The organism is Gemmobacter fulvus, assembly GCF_018798885.1.
Taxonomy (GTDB): domain Bacteria; phylum Pseudomonadota; class Alphaproteobacteria; order Rhodobacterales; family Rhodobacteraceae; genus Gemmobacter; species Gemmobacter fulvus.
Genome location: NZ_CP076366.1, coordinates 36,515 through 61,745, shown reverse-complemented (window position 1 = coordinate 61,745; position 25,231 = coordinate 36,515). Strand labels below are relative to the sequence as shown.

The following is a 25,231-nucleotide window of genomic DNA, read 5'->3' as shown; positions in this document are numbered from 1 at the left end:
GGGGTGACACCCGGTTGCGATTTTGAATTTTTGGAGGACTGACCCATGCCACTTCCGACCGATCCGCTTCTGTCTCAGCAATGGCACCTTGGCAATCCCACCTTCGGGTTGCTTGATCTCAATGTCCGCAGCGTCTGGAACCCGACGGAGGGCCCGGCCTATACCGGCGCGGGCACGCGGGTCTTCGTCATTGATGACGGCTTTGATTACACCCATTCCGATCTGGCGCCGAACTACAATATCGGGCTGGATTTCGACTTTGAAACCAATGTGACCGATGCTTTCGGCGGTGCCAGCGATGCGCATGGCACGGCGGTGGCGGGCATCATTGGTGCGGCCTCCAACGGCACCGGCGCGGTGGGCGTGGCCTTTGACACCAATATCGTCGGCTACCGCACCTACGGGTTCATTTCCGACCAGTGGCTGCAGGACATCCGCGATGCGATCTTCTTTGCGGGCAGCGACGAACGCAATGGCGATGTGATGAACATCAGCCAGGGCATCGCCAATGACGAGAACAGCGAATTCGGCGTCGGTTACAATGCCGTGCGCTTTGACGAGATCGAAAACTCGATCCGCGATGCGGTCGGGCTGGGCCGGGGCGGTCTGGGCACCAGCATCGTCAAATCGGCTGGCAACTCGCGCAGCGACAATTACGACGTGAACGCCGATGACTGGACCAATGACACCCGCCAGATCGTGGTGTCGGCCGTCAACCAGGATGGCTTTGTGTCGTCCTATTCCAGCTATGGCGCGGCCCTGCTGGTGTCGGGTTTCGGCACCCCCGGTCAGGTGGTGACCACCGATCGCGTCGGCGCGGCGGGTTATAACAGCACCGATTTCACCTCCAGCTTCAACGGCACCTCCTCGGCGGCGCCGATGGTCACCGGGGTGGTGGCGCTGATGTATGATGCCGAATCCGGGCTGGGCTGGCGCGATGTGCAGTCGATCCTCGGCGCCTCGTCGCAGCATGTCGGCTCTGCCATCGGCGGCGGTCTGGCCGGGGCGGAACGCTATGCCTGGGGCTGGAATGCCGCCAATACCTGGAACGGCGGCGGGCAGCATTTCAGCAATGATTACGGCTATGGCCTGGTCGATGCCCATGCCGCCGTGCGCATGGCGGAAAGCTGGCTGCTGACCGGGGAAAGCGCCCAGAGAACAACGAACGAATTCACCAATACGATGGATGTGCTGAATTCGGCCACGGTGATCCCGGATGGCAATGCCACCGGGCTGAGCTTCAGCGGCAATGCCGCCTTCGACGACATCGTCGAACGCGTGACCGTGCAGATGACCTTCTCGACCACCTTCACCGCCGATATGGAGATCTATCTGATCTCGCCCGATGGCACGGTGAGCGAGCTGATCGACGATGTGGCGGGCAGCACCGATTACAACGGCACCTGGACCTTCGAAAGCCAGGCCTTCCGCGGCGAACGCGCGCAGGGCACCTGGACAGTGCGGGTGGTCGATGATACCGGCACAGATGTGCTGACGGTCTCGGATATCGTGATCCGCACCTATGGCGTGGCCTCGAGTAATGACCGTTATGTCTTCACCAACGAATATTCCGATTATGACGGTATCGCGGGCCATGCCACGGCGATCAGTGACAGCAATGGCGGCACCGATACGGTCAATGCCTCGGCTGTCACCTCGAACTCGGTGATCCGTCTCGATGGTGTCGCAGGCTCGATCGACGGGGTGGGCGTCAGCTTCACCAATATCGAACATGCGATCGGCGGCGACGGCAATGACGATCTTTATGGCAGCAGCGCGATCAACCAGCTGCACGGCATGCGCGGGGCAGACGAGTTGTTTGGCGGTCAGGGGCTGGACACGCTCTATGGTGGCACCGGCAATGACACGCTGAATGGCGGGCTGGACAAGGACAGCAGCTATGGCGGCGATGGCAATGACCGTTTTGTCGTGTCCTTCGGCAATTACGGTGACAATGCCTATGGCGGCAGCGGCACCGACACGCTGGACATGAGTGCGGCCCTGACCACCGTGCCCTACCGGATCGACCTGGCCGCGCAGCTTTACGAATACATGCCCAACGGCGAAGGCTCCAACGGCACCTATGATCTGCAAAGCGTGGAAAATGTGGTCGGCTCGACCGGATCGGACTCGATCACCGGCGACGGCGTGTCCAATGTGCTGTCGGGCAATGACGGCAATGACACGATCACCGGCGGCAGCGGCCTCGACACGATCTATGGCGGCACCGGCAATGACGTGATCGACGGCGGCCTCGACAAGGACGACCTCTATGGCGGCGATGGCAATGACCGCTTCCTGCTGACCGGCTACCACTACGCAGGCAATGTCTATGGCGGCAATGACACAGACACGCTGGATATGCGCGATCCGGCCAATGCCGAAGCCTTCGAGGTGAACCTGACCAGCAATTTCTATCGTTTCATGCCAAACTCGTACGGCCTGAACGGCACCTATGACCTGTTCAATGTCGAAAACGTGGTGGGCACAACCAATGCGGATTCGATCACCGGCGATACCGGTGCCAATGACCTGAATGATGGCGGGATCGGCGGAAATGATACACTGACCGGCCTGCAGGGTGATGATACCTACCGCCTCTACAACAGCGGTGCGATCCTCGTGGAGGCCGCAGGTCAGGGGTATGACCGGGTGCATTCGGCCGTCAGCTTTACCCTTGCGGGCGATGACAGCATCGAATTGCTGACCACCAACTCAGGGGCAGGTCTGGCCGCCATCAACCTCACCGGTAACGGCTTTGCCCAGCGGATCACCGGCAATGATGCCGCCAACACGCTGAGCGATGGCGGGGGTGCCGGCGTCGACACCTTGGAAGGCCGCAGCGGTGACGATATCTACCGCGTCAACCATGCCGGGGCGATCATTCTGGAAGCGGCGGGCCAGGGCAATGACCGCCTGCATTCCTCGGTCAGCTTCACCTTGGCCGGCGATGACAGCATCGAATGGCTGACCACCAATTCGGGGGCGGGTCTGGCTGCCATCAACCTCACCGGCAACGGTTTTGCCCAGCGGATCACCGGCAATGACGGTGCCAACACGCTGACCGATGGCGGTGGTGCCGGGGCAGATACGCTGGAAGGCCGCAGCGGTGACGATATCTACCGCGTCAACCATGCCGGGGCGATCATTCTGGAAGCAGCAGGCCAGGGCAATGACCGCCTGCATTCCTCGGTCAGCTTCACCCTTGCGGGCGATGACAGCATCGAATGGCTGACCACGTCCTCGGGCGCAGGGGTGACACCGCTGAACCTCACCGGCAATGGTTTCGCCCAGCGGATCACCGGAAATGACGGTGCCAACACGCTGAGCGATGGCGGCGGTGCCGGTGCCGACACCTTGGAAGGTCGCAGCGGTGACGATATCTACCGCATCAGCAACTTCTCCGCGATCATTCTGGAGAACGCTGGTCAGGGGTATGACCGGGTCCTGACCTCGGCCAGCTTCGCCCTCGCCGTGGATGACAACATCGAATACATGGCAACGACCTCAGGAGCCGGCGTGGCGGCCATCAACCTCAGAGGCAATGCTCTAGCTCAGATCATCAACGGCAATGCCGGAAACAACCGCCTGGATGGTCAGGGCGGGAACGACACGATCACCGGTGGCAATGGGGCGGATACTTTCGTCTTCAACTCCACCCTCGGGGCCACCAACGTGGACCGCATCCTCGACTTCAACGTGGCGGCGGATACGATCGAGCTGGAAAACACGTTCTTCGCCGGTCTGGCCAACGGAGCTCTGGCGGCAGCGGCCTTTACGGCCAACCTCACGGGGGCGGCCACGGATGCGCTGGACCGGATCATCTATGAAACCGACACCGGCAATCTGTTCTTCGATGCCGATGGCACCGGCGCGGGGGCGGCCATCCGCTTTGCCCAGCTGAATGCCGGGCTCGGGGTGACCAACGCCGACTTCTTCGTGGTGTGATCCGTCCACCCGAACACAGATTCTGAACGGGCGCCGGATTGTCTCCGGCGCCCGTTTTGCGGCAGTGTGTCGCGGGGCATCGGCATTGGTTCTTCAGCCGGGCGGTCAGCCCGCCGCCATCAGCGCCTGATGCACCTCGATCGCCTCGTCGAGATCCTCGAAATAATAGAGCTGGCCTTTTTCCAGGATCAGCCCGGCATCGCAGAATTCGCGCACCTGGCCCATTTCATGGGTGACCAGGATCGCGCCCGAATCCTTCATGCGTTCGCGGAACACCGCGCGGCTTTTGCGGCGGAAGGTGGCATCGCCCACCGCGGTCACCTCATCCACCAGATAGGTGTCGAACTTGATCCCCATCGAGGCGCCAAAGGCCAGACGCGACCGCATCCCTGACGAATAGCTGCGGATCGGCATGTGGTAATGTTTGCCCAGTTCGGCAAAATCCTCGACAAAAGCGCTCAGGCTGGCGGTGTCCACGCCGTAAACCCGCGCGATGAAGCGGATGTTCTGCGCGCCGGTCAGATCGCGGTGCAACGAGCCGCCAAAGCCCACCGGCCAACTGATCGTGCCATCCGACACGATACGCCCGCGGTCGGGCTGCATCGTGCCCGATACCATTTGCAGCAGCGTCGATTTGCCCGCGCCGTTGCGCCCCAGCAGGGCCAGCGCCTTGCCCGAAGGCAGGGTCAGAGACAGATTGTCGACCACCACCTTTCGGCTGTCGCCCACCCGGAAGCTTTTCGACAGGTTCTCGAAGCGGATCACGCCGCGGCCTCCCCGTTCAGCGCCGGTCGCGGATGCTGTAATAGACCAGGGTCATGATCGCCCAGGCCATGCCAAGGAACAGGGCAATCAGCCCTGCCAGCACGAAGCGCTGCGGAAATTCTGCCGTCTGCGGCAAGGTCGGGTTGATATAGGGCGCCAGATAGAGGGTCTGACGCGAGGCCTTGGCGCGCGCCACATCCACCCCGGCCAGCGCGGCGCGATAGGTTTCTTCGGCAAACTGCATGTCGACCGTCAGGCTTTCGAACTCGGCGATCAGCGTCGGATAGTTTTCACCGGCGATGCCGACATCATCCGAAGTGGCGAAGGTCTGGCGTTCGGCGGCGATGCGGTCGCGGATCACCTCAATGCGGCGGGCCGATTGCACGCGGCGCGGGTCGCCCTCATTGGTGGTGCCCAGCACGATGTCATATTCGATCAGCGCCTCGGCCAGCTGCTGTTGCAGATTGTTCAGCACGCCCATGCGGCCCTGGATATCCGCCGCCGGATCGACGATCTGCGTGCGGGTGCGGAACCGGCTCAGCGCCTCGCGCGCGGCCTTCAGCCGGGCCACCGCCGCATCCAGATCCTCATTGGCATAACGCATCACGTCTTCGCGCGCCTGGGTGTTCAGATCGTTGATCATGCGCTGGCTGGAGGCCACGATCTCGCCCGCGATGCGCTGCGCATCCTCGGCCTCGAAGGCCAGCACGCGCAATTCGATCAGATGCGAGCTTTGGTCATAGGAAATGCGCACCATGCGTTTCCAGTACCATTGCAGATCCTCGATCGAGGCATCCGGCCAGAGCGAGAACAGCGGATCGCCCGGCCAGTGTTCGGCATAAAGATCGGTCAGGCCGATGCGTTCGTCGATCGAGGCGACGATTTCCTGGCTCTGGATGAATTCATAGAGGATATCCGTCTCGGACGAGCCGGTGCTGCCCGCGAATTGCGCAAGCCCGCCCAGCAATTCCGCCGAAGCAGAGCCACCCTCTTCGCGCCGCACGGTAAAGCCCACGGTCGAGGCATATTGATCGGCGCTGACCGTCCAGAGGTAAACCATCGCCAGGATCACCGGCACCAGCACCATGAGCGCGAAACTGATCATCAGCCCGTGATGGCGCGGATGCATCTCGGCGGTCACGGCCAGCGGGCGGATCTCCACCACGGGGGGCGGCGCGCGTTCGGCCCGCTTGCGTCGCTTGCTGCCGGTCTCTTCCTCGGGTTCGGGGTCGGCGGGCGGGGCTGTTTTCGGATCGGCCAGCGCCTCTTCCAAAGCAGCGGCCTCGCGGGCCGCCTGTGCGGCGCGGGCGCGCGGACCTGCGGGTTTGCCGGGGCCGCGTTTGCCTGCACCGGCCAGACGGCGCAGGCCGCTGGCCTCGCCGCTTTCGCCCGGATGGCGGGCGGCGGTTTTCAGCGCAGCCCGGGGGCCTGCGGCAGCCAGGGCGCGCGGACGGGGCTCTTGCGGCATGTCGCCAGCTCCGCCCTGTGCCACAGCATCAGGGCCGGCCTCGGCATCCGGCGTGAGGTTCTCATTTTCCTTCAAAGCCTTGCCTCGGCATGAACCGGTTTGATCTCTGCCCTTTCCTTCTACATAATAGCAGCCGGAAACGCCAGTGCGGTGATATGGCCCCAATGTCAGCCCAGGATACAATGCCCCCCGAGGCCCTGCTGCCCCCCGCCTTTGGCACGGCTGCCGAAGCGCCTGCCGTGCCACCGCCGGTCGGGGCCGCACCCAAGCGCGTGCAGACCCGGCCCTTTGCCACCGGTCGCACCATCATCGCCTTGATCCTGCGGGAAATGTCGACGCGCTATGGCCGCTCGCCGGGCGGTTATCTCTGGGCGCTGCTGGAGCCTCTGGGCGCGGTGGCGCTGATGGCGCTGGCCTTTTCGCTGCTGATGCGCCACCCCGCACTCGGCACCAGCTTCCTGCTGTTCTATGCCACCGGGCACCTGCCCTTCACACTCTATCAAAGTGTGATGAATGTGGTGGCGCGCAGTCTCAATTATTCGCGGCCGCTGCTGATGTATCCGGCGGTGACCTGGCTCGATGCGGTGATTGCGCGGTTTCTGCTCAATACCCTCACCGGCATGATGGTCAGTTATATCCTGCTGACCGCGATCATCAGCCTGACCGATACCGGGGCGGTGTTGCAGATCGGGCCGATCCTGATGGCGGCGCTGATGGCGGCGGCGCTGGGACTGGGCGTGGGCTGCCTGAACTGCGTGCTGAACGGGCTGTTTCCCACCTGGGAGATGATCTGGTCCATCGCCACACGACCGCTGTTTCTCGCCTCGGGCGTGCTGATCCTCTATGAGGATATGCCCCGCGTCCTGCAGGACATCCTGTGGTACAACCCGCTGCTGCATGTCACCGGCGAGATGCGGCGCGGCTTCTATCCGATGTACAGCGCCGATTATGTCAGCCCAGTCTATGTCTTCCTGATCGCGCTGACCTGTATCGCGGCGGGGCTGGTGTTTCTGAGCCGGTATCACCGCACCATTCTGAACGACGGCTGAGGCCGGGGACAGGCAGGCGGGTTTGCCCCGCTCTGGCCATGGCAGCGTCATATCGCTGCCGCCTCGCTCCGGCAGACAGGCGGGAACGGGGCAGACACAGCAGGCCTGTCAACACGGGCCTGTCAACACGGGGGGGCGGATGCAGATCGAACAGACAGCCTTGCCGGGGGTGGTGATCCTGACCCCGGCGCGGTTTGGCGATGCGCGCGGCTTCTTCAGCGAAAGCTGGAGCCGCAAACGGCTGGCCGAGGCCGGGATCGACCTTGATTTCGTGCAGGACAATCATTCGGTTTCGGCCCGGGCCGGCACGGTGCGCGGGCTGCATTTCCAGTCGCCGCCACATGCGCAGGCCAAGCTGGTGCGCTGCGGGCGCGGCGTGCTGTGGGATGTGGCAGTGGATATCCGCCGCGGCTCGCCCAGCTTCGGGCAGTGGGTGGGGGTGGAACTGTCGGCCGAAAACGGACGGCAATTGCTGATCCCCGCCGGCTTCCTGCATGGGTTCGTGACGCGGGTGGATGACACCGAAATCGTCTATAAATGCACCGATTACTACGCGCCCGATTGCGATGGCGCGCTGCGCTGGGATGACCCGCAGATCGGCATTGATTGGGGGCTGGAACCCGGCCACGCGATCCTGTCCGACAAGGATGCTAGGGCGCCGCTGCTGGCCGCCTTCGAGACCCCTTTCACCTGGGAGGCCGCATGAAGATTCTGGTGACGGGTGGTGCGGGTTTCATCGGCTCGGCGGTGGTGCGGCTGGCGGTGGCGCGCGGCCATGCGGTGGTCAATCTGGATTGCCTGACCTATGCCGCCTGTCTGGAGAATGTGAAAAGCGTCTCTGACAATGCCCTTTATGCGTTTGAACAGGCCGATATCCGCGACCGCGCCAGCCTGGACCGGATCTTTGCGCAACACGCCCCCGATGCGGTGATGCATCTGGCCGCCGAAAGCCATGTCGACCGGTCGATCGACGGGCCTGCGGCCTTCATCGACACCAATGTCGCCGGCACCTTCAACCTGCTGGAGGCGGCCCGGGCCTGGTGGAGCGCGCAGGGCAAACCCGCCGACTTCCGCTTTCACCACATTTCCACCGACGAGGTGTTCGGCAGTCTGGGGGCCAGCGGACTGTTCACCGAAGACACGCCCTATGATCCGCGCAGTCCCTATTCCGCCTCGAAAGCTGCCTCCGACCATCTGGTGCGCGCCTGGGGCGAGACCTATGGCCTGCCGGTGGTGCTGACCAATTGTTCCAACAATTACGGCCCCTATCACTTTCCCGAAAAGCTGATCCCGGTGGTGATCCTGAATGCGCTGGCGGGCAAGCCGATCCCGGTCTACGGCGCGGGCGAGAATGTGCGCGACTGGCTCTATGTCGAGGATCATGCCGAGGCGCTGCTTCTGGTGCTGACGCGCGGCGCGGTGGGGCGCAGCTACAATATCGGCGGCGGCAATGAACGGCGCAACATCGACCTCGTGCGCAGCATCTGCGCGATCCTCGATGCCAAACGCCCCAAGGCCACGCCCTATGCCGATCAGATCCGCTTTGTGACCGACCGGCCCGGCCATGACGCCCGTTATGCCATCGACGCCCGCCGCATCCGCGACGAGCTGGGCTGGCGCGCCTCGGTCAGCGTGGAAGAGGGGCTGAACCGCACGGTGCAATGGTATCTCGACAATGCCGACTGGTGGCAGCCCCTGCAGGCGCGCGCCGGGGTGGGCGACAGGCTGGGAACGCGGGCATGAGCCTTCTGGTATTCGGCCAAAGCGGACAGGTGGCGCGGGAACTGGCCGCCCTGGCGCCCGAGGCCGCTTTTCTGGGCCGCGACCGCGCCGATCTGACCGACCCCGCCGCCTGTGTCGCCGCCCTGCGGGCCAGCGGTGCCCGCGCGGTGATCAATGCCGCCGCCTATACGGCGGTGGACCGCGCCGAAAGCGAGCCCGACATCGCCGGGCTGGTGAATGGCCAGACCCCCGGCGCACTGGCCCGGGCCTGCGCCGATCTGGGCATCCCCTTTGTGCATATCTCCACCGATTATGTCTTTGACGGATCGGGCAGCACGCCCTGGCGGCCCGGCGATCCGGTGGCCCCGCTGGGGGTTTACGGTCGCAGCAAGGCGGCGGGCGAGGCGGCGGTGCGGGCGGCGGGCGGGCAGCATGTGATCCTGCGCACCTCCTGGGTGTTTTCGGCCCATGGCACGAATTTCGTGAAGACCATGCTGCGGCTCGGGGCCGAACGGTCGCATCTGCGCGTGGTGGCCGATCAGACCGGCGGGCCGACCCCGGCCACAGAGATCGCCGCTGCCCTGCTCCGGATCACCGAAGCGCTGCGCGCAGGCGCGGCGGGCGGCACCTATCATTATGCCGGGGCACCGGCGACCAGCTGGGCCTGTTTCGCGCGCGAAACATTCCGGCAGGCCGGGCTTTCGGTGACGGTCGAGGATATCGCCTCGGAGGCCTATCCGACCCCGGCGCGCCGCCCGCTGAATTCACGGCTGGATATGGCCAGCACAGAGACGGATTTCGGCCTGACCGCCCCCGATTGGCGGCAGGGGCTGGCCCGGGTTCTGGCTGCATTGAAAGGGATCTGACATGACGGCACGCAAGGGCATCATCCTCGCCGGCGGCTCTGGCACGCGGCTTTATCCGATCACCATCGGCATCTCCAAACAGCTGCTGCCGATCTATGACAAGCCGATGATCTATTATCCGCTGTCCGTGCTGATGCTGACCGGCATCCGCGAGATTGCCATCATCACCACGCCGCAGGATCAGGATCAGTTTCAGCGCAGTCTGGGCGATGGCAGCCAATGGGGGGTGCAGCTGCACTATATCGTGCAGCCCACACCCGACGGTCTGGCGCAGGCCTATCTGCTGGCAGAAGCGTTCCTCGATGGGGCGCCCTCGGCCATGGTGTTGGGCGACAATATCTTTTTCGGCCATGGCCTGCCGGAGCAACTGGCGCGGGCGGATGCGAAAACCAGTGGCGGCACCGTGTTCGGGTATCGGGTGGCCGATCCCGAACGCTATGGCGTGGTGGCCTTCGATGCGGAGGGTAATGTCAGCGCCATCATCGAAAAGCCGGCCCGCCCGCCCTCGCCCTATGCGGTGACCGGGCTCTATTTCCTTGATGGCAGCGCGCCGGAACGCGCGCGCGCCGTCACCCCGTCAGAGCGGGGTGAGCTGGAGATCACCTCGCTTCTGGAGATGTATCTGGCCGACGGGCTGCTGTCGGTCGAGCAGATGGGCCGGGGCTATGCCTGGCTGGATACCGGCACCCATGCCAGCCTGCTGGATGCCGGAAACTTCGTGCGCACCCTGACCGAGCGGCAGGGGCAGCAGGTGGGCAGCCCGGAAGAGATCGCCTTTGCCAAGGGCTGGATCAGTGCCGATCAGCTGCGGGCGCGGGCGGCAGGTTTTGCCAAGAATGCCTATGGCAGCTATCTGCTGTCGCTGCTCGATCCCGCACGGCGCTGATCAGGGCCAGCCTGCCGCAAGATCCGGGGTGCCGCCTACCGCCAGATCGGCGAGGATTGCCGCCTCGCGGTCAAAACAGGCCTGCACATGGGCGCGCACCGCCTTGGCCAGCGCGAGGATCTGCGGCGCGGTCAGCGGCACCATGCGGCCATCGGCGGTCTTCCAGCCCAGCACCAGATCCGGGTCGATCACCGCCGACAGGGCGGCGCCCAGAATGCGGCTTTGCGACAGATCGTCCGTGGCGATGGCCAGCCCCTCCTGCACCAGCCCCGCAGCAATTGCCCGGTCGCGCCGGGCCGTCACCGCGGCCCGCAGCGCCGCGCGGGCCTGTTCGGCGCGGGCGGCGGGCAGCACAAGCTGGCTCAGATCCACCGCGCTCATGCCCCAGCCTCCACGCCCGGCAGCGGCACCGGCCCATCGGCCAGCAACAGCAGCGGGGCCGGGTGCAGGCAGGCCTGCGGCGCATCCGCGCCATGCGGCAGGATCAGCGTCAGATGCAGCCTACCCGCCGCGCGGCAGACATCCGAGGCCAGCGCATCGCAGGCCACCGCCGCACGCGGCAGCACCGCCCCTTCGGGGATCGCGGAAAAATCCAGCACCACATCATTGACGGTCAACACATCGCCCGCACGATGCAGGGTCAGGCGCGCATCGCTGCGCATCGGGGTCAGTCGGATCTGCATGAGGCCTCCTCGGGTAGGGGCGCGCGGCTGCGGCCCCTGCCCGGCACTGTTCCGAACCGGCATGAAAACCGCCTGAACCCGGCGCGCGCGGCCTTAAGATCCGGGTTACGCCCCCAGCGCGCCGCGCCCGCGCAGCCAGCCCAGAAACGCCCGATCGGGTGCGGTCAGCCGTGGCCGGCCCGAGGCCACCCAGAACGCCCGCCACTCCGCCTCCAGCGCATAGACATCGGCCCCTGGCACCAGCGCGCGCGCAGCGTCCAGCACATCGGGGTCGAACGGCGGCAGCAGGCCGCTTGCGCTGTCATCCTCGATCAGGCCCTGGCGGCTGACCCGGATCACATCGCCCGGCTCTTCGCTCAGCGTGTAATCGGGCAGCTGCGCCTCCTCGATCATCTTGCGGATCGCGGCGCGGAACACCCGCACCGGCGCGGTGGAACCCGATTTCTTGTGCAGCACCGCAAGGCTGACCCGCCATTCCGGCTGACGGCCGCAATGTTTGCGCGCCAGCTCATAGACCCGCCGCTCCAGCGGTTTGCGCAGCCCGAAATAATCGCGGCTCAGCGTCAGCACCGACCGGCCCAGCACGGCGCGAAACAACCAGTCCGACAGCGTGACCGTGACCGAGATCATCCGACCGCCCCGGGTGCGGCGCAGGATCTCCCAGCTTTCGATCAGCCCGAACCCCGAGGTGACCTCGACGCCATTGGTGGCCAGATTGGTGGTGATGCGGGTGCCCGCCAGCCGCTCGAACGCCTCGCGCAGCCGCAGGTAACTGTCGCCGCCGGTATCGCGCTGGGTGGCGATCAGCAGGTCATGCGCCTTGAGCTGGAGCGTGCGGCCGATCTCGCGCCCGGCATTCAGCGCCGCCATCAGCTGGCTGATGCAGAAGATCAGGATGTCCTTGTCATGGATCGTCGCACGACCACGCACCGAAGGCGTGACCTCGATGCTGACGCCGTTATGTTCGTAACTCAGGATGCGGCGGTCGGGTTTAGTGGACAGCGAAAAGATCGGATGTTCCATCGTGCCCAGATCATCCTTGGGGCTGGCCGCAAAGACATCGCAGATGAACAGATCGCAGATCGCAGGCGGTTCAACCGGCCTACGCGCCATGAGGGGGCCACGCCCCCCGGCTGTCAATTGTCCTGCCATATTGCCTGCCTCGGCCTTCGCTGCCCCCGTTTTCTATCGGGGTTTCAGTGACACCCACCCTAGAGTTATCCACAGTCCGCGTCCAGCATCGGCTTTGTCGGATCAGAGTCACCTGCTCGGGGGATCAGAGTCGCCTCAGCGTGGTTTCAGAGTCGCAACGCCCCAAGACTTGGGTATTTTCTTGTTTTATATCAGATCATTACAGAAAGGCTTCTGTCTCTGTAACACTTAAGATAACATCCCATAACTGAAAAAAATCTGCGCAGCCCCCGCCGATCCCCAGGCACAAGCCGCGAAATTGCCGAGACAGGCAGAGCCAAGCCTCAGAATCAGTTATAAAATTCCTGCCGTGTGCGGTCTTTTCTTCCATATGCCGTGTTTTTGCGTATACTGACGAAAACGCAGCATATGAGGCCGCGAGCATGAAAGCAGATCCGCTGGGCAGCCTGCCCCCCTATTTCGCCATCGACCCCGATCTCGCACTGGCCGGGCTGGGTCGCCCGACCACCACCGAGGGCTTCGGCAGCATCGCCAAGGCCTGCGAGGCGGGGCGGCAGGATCTGGCCGGGCGTGGCCTCGATGCCAGCGGCAGCCGCAGCCTGCGGCTGTTCTCCACCTGGGAAATCACCCGCTACCTGATCCCGGTGGCCCAGGCCCATTTTCGCCGGGTGCTGAAGCTGAACCCCGATCTGCCGCAGGGGCTTTCGGAAACCGAGGGCGGCGCCAAATGGTTCACCCTCGACGAGGTGCTGCGGCTGCGCGCGCATTTCGGCGCCGAAGGCTCCAAGGCCAAACCCTATCTGCCCTACCGGCCCAAGGGCCTGCCCGCCAAGATGCTCGCGGTGGCGAATTTCAAGGGCGGCGTCGGCAAGACCTCCACCTGCGCGCATCTGGCGATGTCGGCAGCGCTGGATGGCTACCGCGTGCTGGTGATCGACCTCGACAGCCAGGGCTCGATGACCTCGATCTTCGGCGGGCGCGTGGCCGATGAATGGCAAACGGTCTTCCCGCTGCTGGCCCGCCATTACGCCAGCCATCTGCGCATCGAGAACCAGCGTCGTCTGGACCGGGGCGATTCACCGATCCCGCTGGATGACACGCTGAGCGAGGCGCTGCCGATCAAAGCGCAGGATCTGGTGCAGAAAACCCATTGGCCGAATATCGACCTGATCGGGGCGCAGCTGAACCTCTATTGGGCCGAGTTCCAGATTCCGGTCTGGCGCATGCAGGGGCGCGGCTGGAAGTTGTGGGATGCGCTGACCGAGACGCTGGCCGCTGATGGCATCCTCGATCAATATGATCTGATCTTCCTCGATACGCCGCCCGCCCTTGGCTATCTGACCATCAACGGGCTGGCCGCCGCCGATATCCTGCTGGTACCGATGGGCGCCTCGTTTCTGGAGTTCGATTCCACCGGGCGGTTCTTCGACATGCTGCATTCCACCTTCCGCTCGATCGAGGAGGGCGAGAACATGGCTGCGCGGGCGCTGGGGCGGCCGGAGCTGAGTTTCGAATGGGATGCGGTGCGTGCCATCGTCACCCGCTTTGACGGATCGCAGCAGGCCGAACTGGCTGCGCTGATGCAGGGCTGGCTGGGGCAGACCCTGTCGCCACACCGGCAGGATTTCACCGCGCTGATCGGGCAGGCGGGCGAACAGGTGCGCGGCATCTATGAGGCCGATTACCGCGACTTCAACCGCGAGACCTATGCCCGCGGTCGGGAAACCTTCGATGAGACCTGGGCAGCGGTGAAAGCGCTGATCCTGGGAAGCTGGCGGCGCGAAGAGCTGGCTGTGGCACAAGAGGCCGCACAGTGACGTATTCGGCCCCCGCTGTTTCGCGTGCGAAACCGGATCGGGCGCTGCCTTCGCCCCGTTTTAACCCCGCCGCCGTCCTTCTGACGGCCCCCTGAGCGGAGACTGCCATGGCCAAACGCAAACGTCTTTCCCCCCTTGGTGCCGAGCCGGACGAGGTGCCGGTGCTGGAGACCAAGGCCTTTTTCCCCAGCTATCCCTCCGGCTATGCCGGGGGGCATACCCGGTCGGCACCGATTGCCGATATGGCGGGTGCGGCGGCAGCCACGGCCGCCATGCAGGAAATGGCCGAAACCCTGCGGGCGGCGCGCGAAGGCGGACGGCTGGTGATCGCGCTGCCGCTGGATCAGGTCGAGGCCGGGCATCTGGTGCGCGACCGGCTGGCCGCCGATCCCGAGGAGATGACGGCGCTGATCGAAAGCCTGCGCCTGCGCGGCCAGCAGACGCCGATCGAGGTGGTGGCGCTGGACGGCGGGCGTTATGGCCTGATCTCGGGCTGGCGGCGGCTGCGGGCGCTGAGCATCCTGCGCGACGAGGCCGGGGATACGGCGCAGTTCGCCACGGTCCTGGCGCTGCTGCGCAAACCGGATCAGGCCTCGGAAGCTTATCTGGCGATGGTCGAAGAAAACGAGATCCGGGTCGGGCTGTCGTTCTATGAACGCGCGCGCATCGTGGCCAAGGCGGTAGAAATCGGTGTCTATGCCAGCGAAAAGGACGCGCTGCGCGATCTGTTCCGCAGTGCCTCGCGGGCGAAGCGGTCCAAGATCGGCTCGTTCCTGGGCATCGTGCAGGCACTGGACGGGGTGCTGCGCTTTCCCGAAGCGATGAGCGAGCGGTTCGGCTTGCAGCTTGCCAAGGCGTTGGAGGCCGATCCGCAGCTGGGCCCGCGTCTGCGCGCGGCGCTGGCGGCAGAGCCTGCGGCGGATGCAGCGACCGAGTTGGCGCGGCTGAGCGGGGACGCGGCCAAAAAAGCGGCTCTAACCGCCGTCACAGAGACTATTCTGGTGGAGGAGCCCCTGCCCGGTTTGCGGCTGTCGACCCATGCTTCGGGGCGACTGGTGCTGGAGGGCGTCAAGGCCGATGCGGCGCTGCGCGCCCGGCTGCTGGACTGGCTGAAAACGCAGGAATGGTGACGCATCGGCTGTGTTTCGCGTGCGAAACACAGCCGGCATCCGGGCCGGTTCAGCCCTCGGTCAACAGGGCCTGAAGGGCGGCCACCCGGCTGGCCAGTGCGGCGGCATCGCCCCGGCTTTCAGCATTCAGGCGCACCACGGGTTCGGTGTTGGAACTGCGCAGATTGAACCGCCAATCGGCAAAGGCAAAGCTCAGCCCATCGGTCTCATCTACAGATGTGGCCAGCGGCTCATAGGCCGCGCGCACCCTTGCAATGGCGGCCTGCGGATCGTGCGGGTGAAAGTTGATCTCGCCCGAGGATGGAAAGGCCGCCTGCCGCGCCGCCACCAGATCGGCCAGTGCCGCGCGCTTGCGGCTCATCAACTCGATTACCAGCAGGAAGGGGATCATGCCGCTGTCACAGTGACAGAAATCGCGGAAGTAGTGATGCGCCGACATCTCGCCGCCATAGACAGCACCTTCATCGCGCATCACCTGTTTGATGAAGGCATGGCCGGTGCGCGCCTGCACCGCGATGCCGCCCGCCCGGGCCACGACATCCTGAGTATTCCAGATCACACGCGGGTCATGCACGATGCGCGCGCCCGGCTCCTTGGCCAGAAACACCTCTGCCAGCAGGCCGACGATATATTCGCCGTCGATGAAGCGGCCTTCGGCATCGAAAAAGAAACAGCGATCAAAATCGCCATCCCAGGCGAGGCCAAGATCGGCCCCGGCGGCGCGCACTGCCTCGGCGGTGACGGGGCGGTTTTCGGGCAGAAGCGGGTTGGGGATTCCATTGGGGAAGCTGCCATCCGGCGTGTGATGCAGGCGGATGATCTCCAGCGGCGCGCCCTGGGCGGCGAGCGCCGCAGCGATGGCGTCAAAGCTGGGGCCTGCCGCGCCATTGCCGGCATTGACCACGATTTTCAGCGACAAAAGCGCAGGCACAGAGACGAAAGACATCACCGTTTGCACATAGGCGGCGCGGGCCTCGACGGCGACATCGCGGCGGGCACCGCCGGGGCGGGCCGGGCCAAAATCATCCGCCTCGGCCAGCGCGCGGATGCGGGCCAGGCCGGTTGCGGCATCCAGCGGCGCCGATCCGGCGCGCACCATCTTCATGCCGTTGTAATCCATCGGATTGTGCGAGGCCGTGACCTCGATTCCGCCATCGGCGGCGAAATGCGTGGTGGCGTGATACATTTCTTCGGTGCCGCAAAGCCCGAGGTCCAGCACTTCGGCCCCTTCGGCGATCAGGGCGGCCATCACCGCTTCGGCCAGCGCGTCAGACGAGGCGCGGCAATCGCGGCCCACCACCACCAGGCGCGCGTCCAGCGCCCGGGCAAAGCCCCGGCCGATGCGGTGGGCAATGCCCTCGTCAAGATCAAGGCCCAGCCGGCCGCGGATGTCATAGGCTTTGAAGCAGGTCAGCGGCATGTGAGGGTTCCTTTACGGGGGCTAGCTGAGCAACCGGCGGAATTCGGCAACCAAGGCCGTGGTCAGGCGGTCCAGTTCCGTCTCTGTTGCGGCGGGATCCTGAAACAGCGTGGCAAGACGGGCCTGGACTGCCGCATAAGCGGCGGCCTCGGGGGCCGTCACCCGGCGGCGGGGATCGAAGGCCGTGGCTTTCGGCGGCGGCGCATAGAAGTTCAGCCAGCCCGCAGGTCCCACCAGCCGATGCACGGCATGGGTCTTGCCTGCCACATAGAGCGGCACCGCCCCCACTGCGAAAGCGTCATAGATCTTTTCCGACAGGTAATCTGCCTGATGGGTGTTCTCGAACCCCGCCACATAACGGCAGCGCAGATCGAGCAGGGCAAGCTTGTCGGCGTGCCAGTCGGGCAGTTCCTGCCGGGGCGGCCCGTCCGACCAGCCCTTGCCCGCCCGCAGCACCCGGCCCGCCGTGCAGAGATGGGTGAAGCGGCTGCGAAACACGCTCAACCCCCAGACATCCTGCGCCGGGAAGGCGGGGTTGTGGCGGTCATGGCTGCGCTTTTCGCCTATGAACCCCGCATCGAGCGGCACATCGCGGAAATGCGCCAGCCATTCGGCGGCGCTGCGCCCGGCGTTGCGGTCAAACAGCGGCCGGTAATGGGCGATGTACCGCGGATCGGTGAGCAGGAAATACGGGATGCGCTGCGCCCGGTAGATCGCCGAGGTATGATGGTTCAGCACCGCATAGGGCAGCACGCCTTCCGGCGTGGCAAAGCCCTGATACCGGCTGAACGGATCGGGGGCCCAGCAACTGTCCCAGAACGGCTCTTCTGACAGCAGCACCACCCGCAGCGCCGGGCGCGCCGCCAGCAGGCGCAGCAGGCGCGTGCCATAAAGCTCCAGATCCTTGTGATGGCTGATCAGCAGGATCTGCGCCTCTGACGGCGTGTCGACCAGTTCCACCGGCCCCGCCAGCCGCGCCCGGATCGGCGCATAGGCAAGCGGCTGGCGGTTGTGGAATGCCCCGAAGGGCAGGATGCGGATCATGCGGTGCCGGTGCCCGTCTGCGCCGGTGCTGTCTGCGTCGGGGCGGGCCGCGGGGCCGGGGCTGCGGGCAGCGCCACGCCGAGGCTGGTCAGCCGGGTTGCCAGCCGTTCCATCTGGCGTTTCGCGCGCGAAACACCGGCGGCATCGCCGGTCAGGGCGGCCAGCTTGCCTTCGGCCAGATGCCGCCGCCAGGTTTCCAGCGCCACGTCGCCGGCAAAGCGGCGCACCATATGGCCCAGTTGCGCCTCGAACACACAGGGCGCATCAACCAGATGCAGATTGCCCTCGGGCGCATAGGCGGACCAATCGGGGGTCAGATCTTCCAGCGTGATGTCGGAGCGGCGGGCCGCCAGCGCGGCATTGCTGGCGGTGAAACGGGCCTGCACCTCTTGCGCCAGTGCCAGACCAGGCTGGATCCGCTCGGTGCCGGGCATGGAGTCCAGATGGAAATCGGGCAGGGGGGCCACGTCGGCGGCCTGCAGGCTGCGGTTCACCACATTGGCCAGCGCGATGGCGCGCCAGTCCAGCCCGGTGTTCTCGCGGGCGGCGGCGGGCAGGGTGCTGGTGTCGATGCCCAGCTCGGCCTGCAGGAAGCGGGTCATGTCGGGCGTGCGGCGGAACGGCACCAGGCGGATGTTGCGTGCGCCGAACACCGCTTCCCAATTGGTCAGAAAGCGGTCGTAGCCAAAGAAGTAGTTTTCGGGGCTGATGCCCGGCCGGGTCATTTCCACGCGCGACATCTGCCGCCCGATGCGGGCCAGTTGCGAGGCATTGGACATCATCAGATCCAGCTGTGGCCGCAGATGCAGATAGACAGTAATCTCGCTGAAATGCGGGGTCAGCAGGTCTTTCAGCCGCCGTGCCATCGGGCGGGTGATGACCTTGCTGAAGATATGCTCGTTCGACATCACCCAGACACGGGCACCGGGATGGGCGGCCACCTCCTGCGCCAGCGCGGTTTCCAGCCCGGCGCGGAAGGCTGCGTGATCTTCGGGCCCATGGATACCGAAGCCGGCAAAACTGCCATCGGGCTTGTCGGTGTCGCGGGCATAGGCCATCAGCTTGCGGTGGTTTTCGGCCCCCGGTGCTTGGGCATAGATCACCCCCTGTGCCTGCAAGGCCGTGCGGTTCTGCGCGAACCAGCGTTGCAGCGTGGTGGTGCCGGTTTTTGGGGTGCCGATATGCAGGGCGAGTTTCATGCGGGGGTCTCCGTCTGGTCATCGGGGGCGAAGCCCCGGGCAAGCGCTTTCAGGGCGCTGAATTCCGCGATCTGGCGCAGCCCGTCGAGCCGCGCAGCCTGGGTCTTGTCGTCATCTTGCAATGTGGTGACGCTGGCCTGCAGCGTGCTGAGCCGGTTGCCCAGATCGCTGATCTGGCGGCGCAGGTGATCGCTGTTCCAGGCCGAGACCACGGCGGCAATCTCGCCCCGGCGCAGCGCCTCGGCCATGCCGCCGATCGAGGTGGTCAGGAACCGCTGCCGCGCCCCGGCCCAGAGATCGGCGGGGCAGCTGGCCAGAACCTCGGCGGCGCGATTGGCATAGGGCCAGCGCGCCTCGGGGTGCAGCCGGGTCACATGCCAAGCCATGTTGTTGATCAGCCAGTCGAGGGCTGCGCCCTGTAAGCCGGCATCGCCTGCGGGCAGGCGGCTGCGGATCGTCTCGTAATGGGTGAAAAAGGCGCCCAGCTCCTGCCCGGTCGAGGCCATGGTCTGACCGGGGCGGTTGATCCGGTGCTGGCACAGGATGCGGTCCAGAAAGGCGATGGAGCCCGCCTTCTGGCAGACCTCCCAATGGAAGGGATTGTCTTCAAAGAAGAAATTGCCTTCAGGGAATTTCAGCCGATGTTCCTGCAGAAAGCTGCGCCGGTAGAATTTGCGCCAGGGCACGGCAATCAGCGCCAGCGCAAACCGCTGCCGCGCGGTGGCATCCTGCGCCGCGGCCAGCCCCGACCAGCGCCGGGCATCGGCGGGCGGGCGCGATTGACCGGCCTGTTCGTCATATTCCATGTAATTGCCGAGCAGGATATCGGCACCCGAGCTTTCAAAGGCGCGGCGGCAGGCCAGAAACCCGTCGGGTTCCAGCCAGTCATCGCCATCGACGAAAAACACCGCCTCGCCCTCAGCCGCGCTCATGCCGATATTGCCGGGAATCCCCACGCCGCCGATGGTATTGGCCCCGAGCAGGATCGGGCGCAGCGTCACCTCGGGGCCGAAGCCGCCGGCCGCCAGCAGCGCCTCCACCCGTTCGGCGGTGCCGTCGGTCGAGCCATCATCCACCACGATGATCTCGTCGCCGGGACGGGTGCAGGGGCGCAGGCTGTCCAGGCAGCGGGTGATATAGCTGTCGATATTATAGGTGGTGACAATGAAGGAATGTCTCATGCCGGACGCTCCGTCAGCAGGCGGGTGATGCGGGCCGCGACATCGGGCCTGCGCAGCGCGATCAGCGTGAACAGCGGCTCGGGCAGGTGATCCAGCAGGAACTGCCGACTGCGCGCGGTGAAGGCGGCGCGCAGATCCGGCTCCAGCGTGTCGGTGATCCAGCCGAACAGCCGGGTGTAGAATTCGATGAAGGGTTCGGCATAGTCGGGCAGATGGCGGTTGCGCAGCAATTCGTGCTGCAAGGCCTCCAGCGCGCGGAACACCTCGAACCGCTCGCGCCCGCTGCGGTTGGTCAGGCGCTGACCCGCATCGACGACAAAATGTTCGCAGCAAATCAGGCTGGAGATCAGCATGCGCCGCGCCTTGAAAAAGCTCATCCAATGCAGCTCGACATCGTTATGCACCGGAATTTCGGTGCAGCGGATGCCATTGTCGCGCAGAAAGGCGGTGCGATAGATCTTGTTCCATGGATAGGCGGCGATGCGGCACATCTGGGTCGCGGCGGCGGTTCCCAGCGGGGCCGGGGCCTCGGTGGCCCCGGCGGCATCCCAATAGCGTTCATCGCCGGCCAGCGGACCATAACCGCCCGCCGCGCGCACCCGGCTGTCGACATGGCGGAACAGGCAGAAATCATAATCGCGCAGATCCGGCGGCAGCTGGTCCAGGTGCTGCACCAGATCGGTGATCTCGGCGGTGAACAGATCATCGGAATCGAAGAACAGCACATGGCTGCCCTGCACTCGGTCCAGCGCGATGTTGCGGGCATGGCCCGCGCCGCGCTGGCTGTCGCTGCGCAGCCAGATCAGCCGCGGATCGGCGGCAACCGCGGCGGGCAGGCCCGGCATCTGCGGCCCGCAGGGCGGATCGGAGGCATCGTCGGAAATCAGGATCTCGTGGAAACAGGCCATCCCCTGCACCTGCACCAGCAGGCGGCACAGCCCTTCGGGGTCGTTCCAGACCGGGATGACAAGCGAGAGGGTCATACGATGAAGATCCGCAGATCCTGCAGGGTGATCTTGCTGGTTTCCGGGCGGAAGAACAGCACCAGTTCGCGCCAGGGTGCCTCGGGGGGCAGGCCCGGTTCGGCATCCAGCATCAGCGCATCCAGATGGGTGCTGGTTTCGGCATAGGCGACCACGGTCTTGCGGAAGAAGGTATCGGTGAAGCCGCCCTCGCGCCCCGAGCGCAGGCAGAGCCGGAAGGTGGTGGCAGCGGGGCTGTGCGATTTGCACACCACGCCCAGCACCTGCCGCCCGCGCAGGTCGGCCTCGCTCAGATTGATATGCAGCGCCATCCAGCGGCCGGGGCGGGCCACGGTGAATTCGGCCTCCACCATCATGCCGGGGGTGCTGTGGCAGCGCAGCTGGGTGCTGCTCTCGGGATCGAGCGAGAAGAACAGGCCGGGCAGCAGTGGGCTGTCCGAGGCGACAGGTCCGGAAAAGCTCAGCCCGCGCAGCAGGGCCAGAAGGTGATTGGCCCCGGCATCGGGGCCCAGGTCGAGATTATGGGTCATTGCGGTCCTTTCCCTGCTGTATGGCCGGGAGATGTCTGTCGGTTACGGGGGGCCTGATGCGGACATGGCACAGGATCTGATGGCATATCTGACGGCAGGGGCCGTCAGGCTTCAGGCGGTTTGGGGCGGATCGCACGATGGGCGCTGCGCAGGGGCCGCGTCACCCGCCAGGAGCGCGAGGCGAGCATCCGGTCGCGCTCTTCGGTCAGCATGGCCAGTTGGGCCGAGCTGGCCGCCAGATCCTGCACCAATGCGGCTTCGCGCGCCTGCAGTTGGGCCAGTGCGGCGGTTCCGCTGGCCAGCGCCTCCAGCAGGCCAGCGCTGTCGCCGGTCAGCTGGCGGATGGTGTCCTGCGCGGCGATCAGATCCTGATCCTGCCGGTGCAGCGCCTGCAGGCTCGCAGTGCTGCGCGCCAGATCCGCTTCCAGACGGGCGCGGCGTTCGGCTTCGGCCCGGGCCTCGGCCAGAGCGCGCGACACGGCCTTTTCCGACTGCATCAGCGCCTCGCGCAGCCGGTCGCCCTCTTGCGCCAGGCTGCGCAGGTCGGCGGTATCCGGGGCTGTGGTGGTCAGATGGCGGTCGGCCTCGGCCTGAAGCTGTTCGATCTGGGCGCGCAGCAGGGGCAGCTCGCTATCCTGTGCGGCCAGCCGCTGCCGCTGCTGCGCGATCTCGGTCTGCGTCGCGGTCTGGGCCTTTACCGCCTCGCTGGTGCGGGCCTTTTCGGCCTTGGCGGCGGCCTGTGCCGCAGCCTGCGTGGCCGCCTGCACCTTGGTCAGTTCGGCGCGGGCGGCATCGCGTTCGGCGGTCAGGCTGGTTGCGCGGGCTTTTTCGGCCTGCGTGGCCGCCTGCGCCTTGGTCAGCTCGGCGCGGGCCGTATCGCGTTCGGCAGTCAGGGCGGCGGCGCGGGTCTTTTCGGCTTGGGTGGCCGTCTGGGCCTTGGCCAGCTCGGCACGGGCCGCATCACGTTCGGCAGTCAGGTGCAGGCTGCGCTGCGTCTCGGCTGCCAGCTGCGCGCCGATGGCGGCAAATTCGGTGGTCAGCCGGGCGGTTTCGGCGGTGAAGCCCTGCTTATGCACGACCTCGGCCAGCAGGCTTTGCACATTGCCGTCTAGGTGCTGCAACTGCGCCTGATGCAGCGCCAGAATCTCGTCCTGATCCTGCAGGGTCTGCGCGGCGCGGTCCAGCGCCTCGGGGGCAAGATCGGCGGGCAGCGGTGCCAGGCTGGAGGCCTGAAGTTCGGTCAGCACCTGGCGCAGTCGGCCGCCCAGCCGGGGCACGGCCAGATCGGCCAGCAGCCGGGGCAGCGGATCGGGGCCGGGGGCGGGCGCTGCGGGCAGGGCGGCGGTCAGCCCCAGCTGCGTGCGCAGCCCGTCCAGATCGGCGGGGCTACCCTCGGTCAGCAGGTCGGCACAGACCAGCAGCAGCCCGCGCCGGTTGCGGCGATACAGCGCGAGCAGATCCGAGGCCATGGTCTCCCAATCCGCCAGCGCCGCTGCCGGGGCCTGCCCGGCCTGCAAGGCCTGTGCCAGCGCCTCGCGCGCACTTTGCCACAGCAGCACCGCGCGCTGCCCCCGGGCCAGTGCGGCGGCAATCACCGCCGGATCATAGGCCAGAATGGCCAGCCGCCCCTCTGCCGCTGCGGCAAGGGGGGCCGCAGTTTCCGGCGGCGTGCCGGGCGCGCAGAACAGCGCGACCGTCGGCACGGCGTCCACATCGGAAGAAGGTTTGCTGCTATCGCTCATTCTGTGCCTCTGCTTGTCGAAAGTCATCCGGTGGTGCCGCATGGACCGCCGGGTGCCCCGTATCGTGCTTTTCGCCTGTTCCGCCTGTGACTACAACCGGGGCGACCTGTGTTCTGCCCAAAGTTTCACCGCTGTTTCGCACGCGAAACAAGGGAAATCCGGGGGATCTGCAGGGCCGGTCCGTCACCCCTTGGCCCCCTGACCGCGCGCATAGACATCCTCATAGCGGATGATGTCATCCTCGCCGAGGTAACTGCCGGTCTGCACCTCGATCAGCACCATCGGCAGTTTGCCCGGATTTTCCATGCGGTGCACTGCGCCGAGCGGGATATAGACCGACTGGTTTTCTGTCACCAGCCGGACCTCCTGATCGATCGTCACCCGGGCGGTGCCCTCGACCACGACCCAATGTTCGGCGCGGTGATGATGACTTTGCAGGCTGAGCGCCGCGCCCGGATGCACCACGATGCGTTTCACCTGAAAGCGCGAGCCTATGGCGAGGCTTTCAAACCAGCCCCAGGGCCGGTAATCGCGGGGAAAGCTTTCGGCCTGCAACGCGCCTTGCGCCTTCAGGCTGGCCACGGCCAGTTTCACATCCTGCGCCCGGTCCTTGTCGGCGATCAGCACAGCATCGGGCATGGCAATGGCCACAATGTTTTTCAGCCCGATGCCCACCAGTTGCACCGTGTCGGCCTCGGCGCGCAACAGGCTGTTTTCACAGTCGATCGCTGTCGCGGGGCCATGGGTCACCACGCCCGTCGCATCCGGCCCCGCCTCGCGCCAGACCGCCTCCCAGCCACCCAGATCGGACCATTGCCCATCATAGGGCAGCACGGTCAGATTGGCCGCCTTTTCCATCACGGCGTAATCGATGGAAATATCGGCCAGCCGGGCCCAGGGTTCTGGGGCCAGCCGGGTGAAGGCCAGATCCGGCTGGGCGGCAGCGGTGGCGGCCTGCACCAGCTCCAGCATGGCGGGGTCATGGGCGGCAAAGGCCGCGATCAGCGTGGTGGTGGTGAACAGGAAGATGCCCGCATTCCACAGATGCAGCCCATCCGCCAGCATCGCCTGTGCCGTGGCAGCATCGGGTTTTTCGACAAAGCGGCGCAGCGGCTGCGGCTCCGGCGCGAAATCGGGGCTGGGCCGGCTCAGCTCCAGCCAGCCATAGCCGGTTTCGGCGCGGTCCGGGCGGATGCCGAAGGTGACGATCTGCCCGGCACGGGCGGCGGCGGCGGCGGCCTGCACGGCGGCGCGGAAGCGCGGCGCATCGGGCACCACATGGTCGGAGGGGGCTACCAGCATCAGCGCGCCGGGGGCCTGTGCCTCCAGCGCCAAAGCGGCGGCCAGAATGGCGGGTGCGGTATTGCGCGCCTGCGGTTCGATCAGCACGGCGCTGGGGGCAATTTCGACGGCGGCCAGCTGTTCCAGCACGATGAAGCGGAAATCGCTGCCCGTCACCACCAGGGGTGCCGCAAAATCCGCGCCGGACAGCCGCCGGGCCGAGGCCTGAAACAGGCTTTCATCGCCGGTCAGCTGCGCGAATTGCTTGGGGTAGCTTTTGCGCGACAGCGGCCAGAGCCGGGTGCCGGAGCCACCACAGAGCAGAACGGGATGGATCATCTGGGTCATGCTGGTGCCTCCGCATG

21 protein-coding genes are annotated in these 25,231 nt (G+C 65.8%); 8 read left to right on the top strand and 13 right to left on the bottom strand.

The genetic code is table 11. From position 1 onward, the window contains the following. Positions 1-45: 45 nt before the first annotated feature. Positions 46-3,948, top strand: a complete 3,903-nt coding sequence (locus tag KM031_RS22050; RefSeq protein WP_215507070.1) for a S8 family serine peptidase — start codon at positions 46-48, stop codon at positions 3,946-3,948. A 105-nt stretch (positions 3,949-4,053) separates the two neighbouring features. Here the strand turns inward: KM031_RS22050 and KM031_RS22045 are convergent, their stop codons facing one another. Continuing rightward, entirely contained in the window at positions 4,054-4,713 is a 660-nt protein-coding gene (locus tag KM031_RS22045) for an ABC transporter ATP-binding protein (RefSeq protein ID WP_215507068.1), read from the bottom strand. 16 nt (positions 4,714-4,729) lie between these two features. After that, on the bottom strand, positions 4,730-6,181 hold the full coding sequence (locus tag KM031_RS22040) for a KpsE/RkpR family capsule polysaccharide export protein (RefSeq protein ID WP_246567299.1): 1,452 nt from the start codon (positions 6,179-6,181) through the stop codon (positions 4,730-4,732). A gap of 182 nt (positions 6,182-6,363) precedes the next feature. Here KM031_RS22040 and KM031_RS22035 point away from each other — a divergent pair, with 182 nt between their 5' ends. The 5 genes from KM031_RS22035 to rfbA all read left to right on the top strand — a co-directional run bounded on the left by KM031_RS22035 (position 6,364) and on the right by rfbA (position 10,704). Then, the gene (locus KM031_RS22035) at positions 6,364-7,230 is read left to right on the top strand and encodes an ABC transporter permease (RefSeq protein WP_215507066.1); all 867 of its coding nucleotides are present in this window, start codon (positions 6,364-6,366) and stop codon (positions 7,228-7,230) included. A gap of 139 nt (positions 7,231-7,369) precedes the next feature. Further along, positions 7,370-7,936 carry a dTDP-4-dehydrorhamnose 3,5-epimerase gene (gene rfbC / locus KM031_RS22030; protein WP_215507065.1) on the top strand — a complete coding sequence of 189 codons (567 nt, stop codon included), beginning with the start codon at positions 7,370-7,372 and terminating at the stop codon, positions 7,934-7,936. Then, the gene (gene rfbB, locus KM031_RS22025) at positions 7,933-8,973 is read left to right on the top strand and encodes a dTDP-glucose 4,6-dehydratase (RefSeq protein ID WP_215507063.1); all 1,041 of its coding nucleotides are present in this window, start codon (positions 7,933-7,935) and stop codon (positions 8,971-8,973) included. The genes rfbC and rfbB overlap by 4 nt, the downstream gene beginning before the upstream one ends. Next, entirely contained in the window at positions 8,970-9,818 is an 849-nt protein-coding gene (gene rfbD, locus KM031_RS22020) for a dTDP-4-dehydrorhamnose reductase (RefSeq protein ID WP_215507060.1), read from the top strand. Before rfbB ends, rfbD begins: the two co-directional genes overlap by 4 nt. A 1-nt stretch (position 9,819) precedes the next feature. After that, on the top strand, positions 9,820-10,704 hold the full coding sequence (gene rfbA, locus KM031_RS22015; protein ID WP_215507058.1) for a glucose-1-phosphate thymidylyltransferase RfbA: 885 nt from the start codon (positions 9,820-9,822) through the stop codon (positions 10,702-10,704). Here the strand turns inward: rfbA and KM031_RS22010 are convergent, their stop codons facing one another. The 3 genes from KM031_RS22010 to KM031_RS22000 all read right to left on the bottom strand — a co-directional run bounded on the left by KM031_RS22010 (position 10,705) and on the right by KM031_RS22000 (position 12,500). Further along, positions 10,705-11,085: a DUF4376 domain-containing protein gene (locus tag KM031_RS22010; protein WP_215507056.1), complete on the bottom strand. Its 381-nt coding sequence runs from the start codon at positions 11,083-11,085 to the stop codon at positions 10,705-10,707. It abuts the gene before it with no gap. Then, positions 11,082-11,387, bottom strand: coding sequence for a hypothetical protein (locus KM031_RS22005; RefSeq protein ID WP_215507054.1), 306 nt, complete (start codon positions 11,385-11,387; stop codon positions 11,082-11,084). Before KM031_RS22005 ends, KM031_RS22010 begins: the two co-directional genes overlap by 4 nt. Before the next feature lie 105 nt (positions 11,388-11,492). Next, positions 11,493-12,500 (bottom strand): replication initiator protein A, encoded by a 1,008-nt coding sequence (locus KM031_RS22000; protein WP_215507052.1) that lies wholly within the window; start codon positions 12,498-12,500, stop codon positions 11,493-11,495. Positions 12,501-12,961: 461 nt separating this feature from the next. On the opposite strand from KM031_RS22000, the gene KM031_RS21995 reads away from it, so the two are divergent. Together KM031_RS21995 and KM031_RS21990 are read left to right on the top strand one after the other, a co-directional pair. Next, complete coding sequence (locus KM031_RS21995) at positions 12,962-14,356, top strand: AAA family ATPase (protein WP_215507050.1); 1,395 nt, start codon at positions 12,962-12,964, stop codon at positions 14,354-14,356. Positions 14,357-14,463: 107 nt separating this feature from the next. Then, entirely contained in the window at positions 14,464-15,486 is a 1,023-nt protein-coding gene (locus tag KM031_RS21990) for a ParB/RepB/Spo0J family partition protein (protein WP_215507048.1), read from the top strand. 49 nt (positions 15,487-15,535) lie between these two features. Here the strand turns inward: KM031_RS21990 and KM031_RS21985 are convergent, their stop codons facing one another. The 8 genes from KM031_RS21985 to KM031_RS21950 form a co-directional block, all read right to left on the bottom strand. Continuing rightward, positions 15,536-16,906 carry a phosphohexomutase domain-containing protein gene (locus KM031_RS21985; protein ID WP_215507046.1) on the bottom strand — a complete coding sequence of 457 codons (1,371 nt, stop codon included), beginning with the start codon at positions 16,904-16,906 and terminating at the stop codon, positions 15,536-15,538. 21 nt (positions 16,907-16,927) lie between these two features. After that, the gene (locus KM031_RS21980; RefSeq protein ID WP_215507044.1) at positions 16,928-17,950 is read right to left on the bottom strand and encodes a hypothetical protein; all 1,023 of its coding nucleotides are present in this window, start codon (positions 17,948-17,950) and stop codon (positions 16,928-16,930) included. Next, the gene (locus tag KM031_RS21975; protein WP_215507042.1) at positions 17,947-19,149 is read right to left on the bottom strand and encodes a hypothetical protein; all 1,203 of its coding nucleotides are present in this window, start codon (positions 19,147-19,149) and stop codon (positions 17,947-17,949) included. The genes KM031_RS21980 and KM031_RS21975 overlap by 4 nt, the downstream gene beginning before the upstream one ends. Continuing rightward, the gene (locus KM031_RS21970) at positions 19,146-20,330 is read right to left on the bottom strand and encodes a glycosyltransferase family 2 protein (protein ID WP_215507040.1); all 1,185 of its coding nucleotides are present in this window, start codon (positions 20,328-20,330) and stop codon (positions 19,146-19,148) included. Before KM031_RS21970 ends, KM031_RS21975 begins: the two co-directional genes overlap by 4 nt. Beyond that, complete coding sequence (locus tag KM031_RS21965; protein WP_215507038.1) at positions 20,327-21,313, bottom strand: glycosyltransferase family 2 protein; 987 nt, start codon at positions 21,311-21,313, stop codon at positions 20,327-20,329. The genes KM031_RS21970 and KM031_RS21965 overlap by 4 nt, the downstream gene beginning before the upstream one ends. Beyond that, complete coding sequence (locus KM031_RS21960; RefSeq protein WP_215507037.1) at positions 21,310-21,843, bottom strand: hypothetical protein; 534 nt, start codon at positions 21,841-21,843, stop codon at positions 21,310-21,312. The genes KM031_RS21965 and KM031_RS21960 overlap by 4 nt, the downstream gene beginning before the upstream one ends. 104 nt (positions 21,844-21,947) lie before the next feature. Beyond that, positions 21,948-23,585, bottom strand: a complete 1,638-nt coding sequence (locus KM031_RS21955) for a coiled-coil domain-containing protein (RefSeq protein WP_215507036.1) — start codon at positions 23,583-23,585, stop codon at positions 21,948-21,950. 183 nt (positions 23,586-23,768) lie between these two features. Continuing rightward, complete coding sequence (locus KM031_RS21950; RefSeq protein WP_246567297.1) at positions 23,769-25,214, bottom strand: mannose-1-phosphate guanylyltransferase/mannose-6-phosphate isomerase; 1,446 nt, start codon at positions 25,212-25,214, stop codon at positions 23,769-23,771. Between the last annotated feature and the right edge of the window lie 17 nt (positions 25,215-25,231).

Coding starts and splice junctions, on each gene's coding strand:
- KM031_RS21995 (WP_215507050.1), top strand. CDS start 12,962: ATGAAAGCAGATCCGCTGGGCAGCCTGCCCCCCTATTTCGCCATCGAC.
- KM031_RS22010 (WP_215507056.1), bottom strand. CDS start 11,085: ATGAGCGCGGTGGATCTGAGCCAGCTTGTGCTGCCCGCCGCCCGCGCC.
- KM031_RS21955 (WP_215507036.1), bottom strand. CDS start 23,585: ATGAGCGATAGCAGCAAACCTTCTTCCGATGTGGACGCCGTGCCGACG.
- KM031_RS21975 (WP_215507042.1), bottom strand. CDS start 19,149: ATGAAACTCGCCCTGCATATCGGCACCCCAAAAACCGGCACCACCACG.
- KM031_RS22040 (WP_246567299.1), bottom strand. CDS start 6,181: ATGCCGCAAGAGCCCCGTCCGCGCGCCCTGGCTGCCGCAGGCCCCCGG.
- KM031_RS21950 (WP_246567297.1), bottom strand. CDS start 25,214: ATGACCCAGATGATCCATCCCGTTCTGCTCTGTGGTGGCTCCGGCACC.
- KM031_RS22000 (WP_215507052.1), bottom strand. CDS start 12,500: ATGGCGCGTAGGCCGGTTGAACCGCCTGCGATCTGCGATCTGTTCATC.
- KM031_RS21970 (WP_215507040.1), bottom strand. CDS start 20,330: ATGAGACATTCCTTCATTGTCACCACCTATAATATCGACAGCTATATC.
- rfbD (WP_215507060.1), top strand. CDS start 8,970: ATGAGCCTTCTGGTATTCGGCCAAAGCGGACAGGTGGCGCGGGAACTG.
- KM031_RS21960 (WP_215507037.1), bottom strand. CDS start 21,843: ATGACCCATAATCTCGACCTGGGCCCCGATGCCGGGGCCAATCACCTT.
- rfbC (WP_215507065.1), top strand. CDS start 7,370: ATGCAGATCGAACAGACAGCCTTGCCGGGGGTGGTGATCCTGACCCCG.
- KM031_RS22005 (WP_215507054.1), bottom strand. CDS start 11,387: ATGCAGATCCGACTGACCCCGATGCGCAGCGATGCGCGCCTGACCCTG.
- KM031_RS22035 (WP_215507066.1), top strand. CDS start 6,364: ATGCCCCCCGAGGCCCTGCTGCCCCCCGCCTTTGGCACGGCTGCCGAA.
- KM031_RS22050 (WP_215507070.1), top strand. CDS start 46: ATGCCACTTCCGACCGATCCGCTTCTGTCTCAGCAATGGCACCTTGGC.
- KM031_RS21990 (WP_215507048.1), top strand. CDS start 14,464: ATGGCCAAACGCAAACGTCTTTCCCCCCTTGGTGCCGAGCCGGACGAG.
- KM031_RS21965 (WP_215507038.1), bottom strand. CDS start 21,313: ATGACCCTCTCGCTTGTCATCCCGGTCTGGAACGACCCCGAAGGGCTG.
- rfbA (WP_215507058.1), top strand. CDS start 9,820: ATGACGGCACGCAAGGGCATCATCCTCGCCGGCGGCTCTGGCACGCGG.
- KM031_RS21980 (WP_215507044.1), bottom strand. CDS start 17,950: ATGATCCGCATCCTGCCCTTCGGGGCATTCCACAACCGCCAGCCGCTT.
- rfbB (WP_215507063.1), top strand. CDS start 7,933: ATGAAGATTCTGGTGACGGGTGGTGCGGGTTTCATCGGCTCGGCGGTG.
- KM031_RS21985 (WP_215507046.1), bottom strand. CDS start 16,906: ATGCCGCTGACCTGCTTCAAAGCCTATGACATCCGCGGCCGGCTGGGC.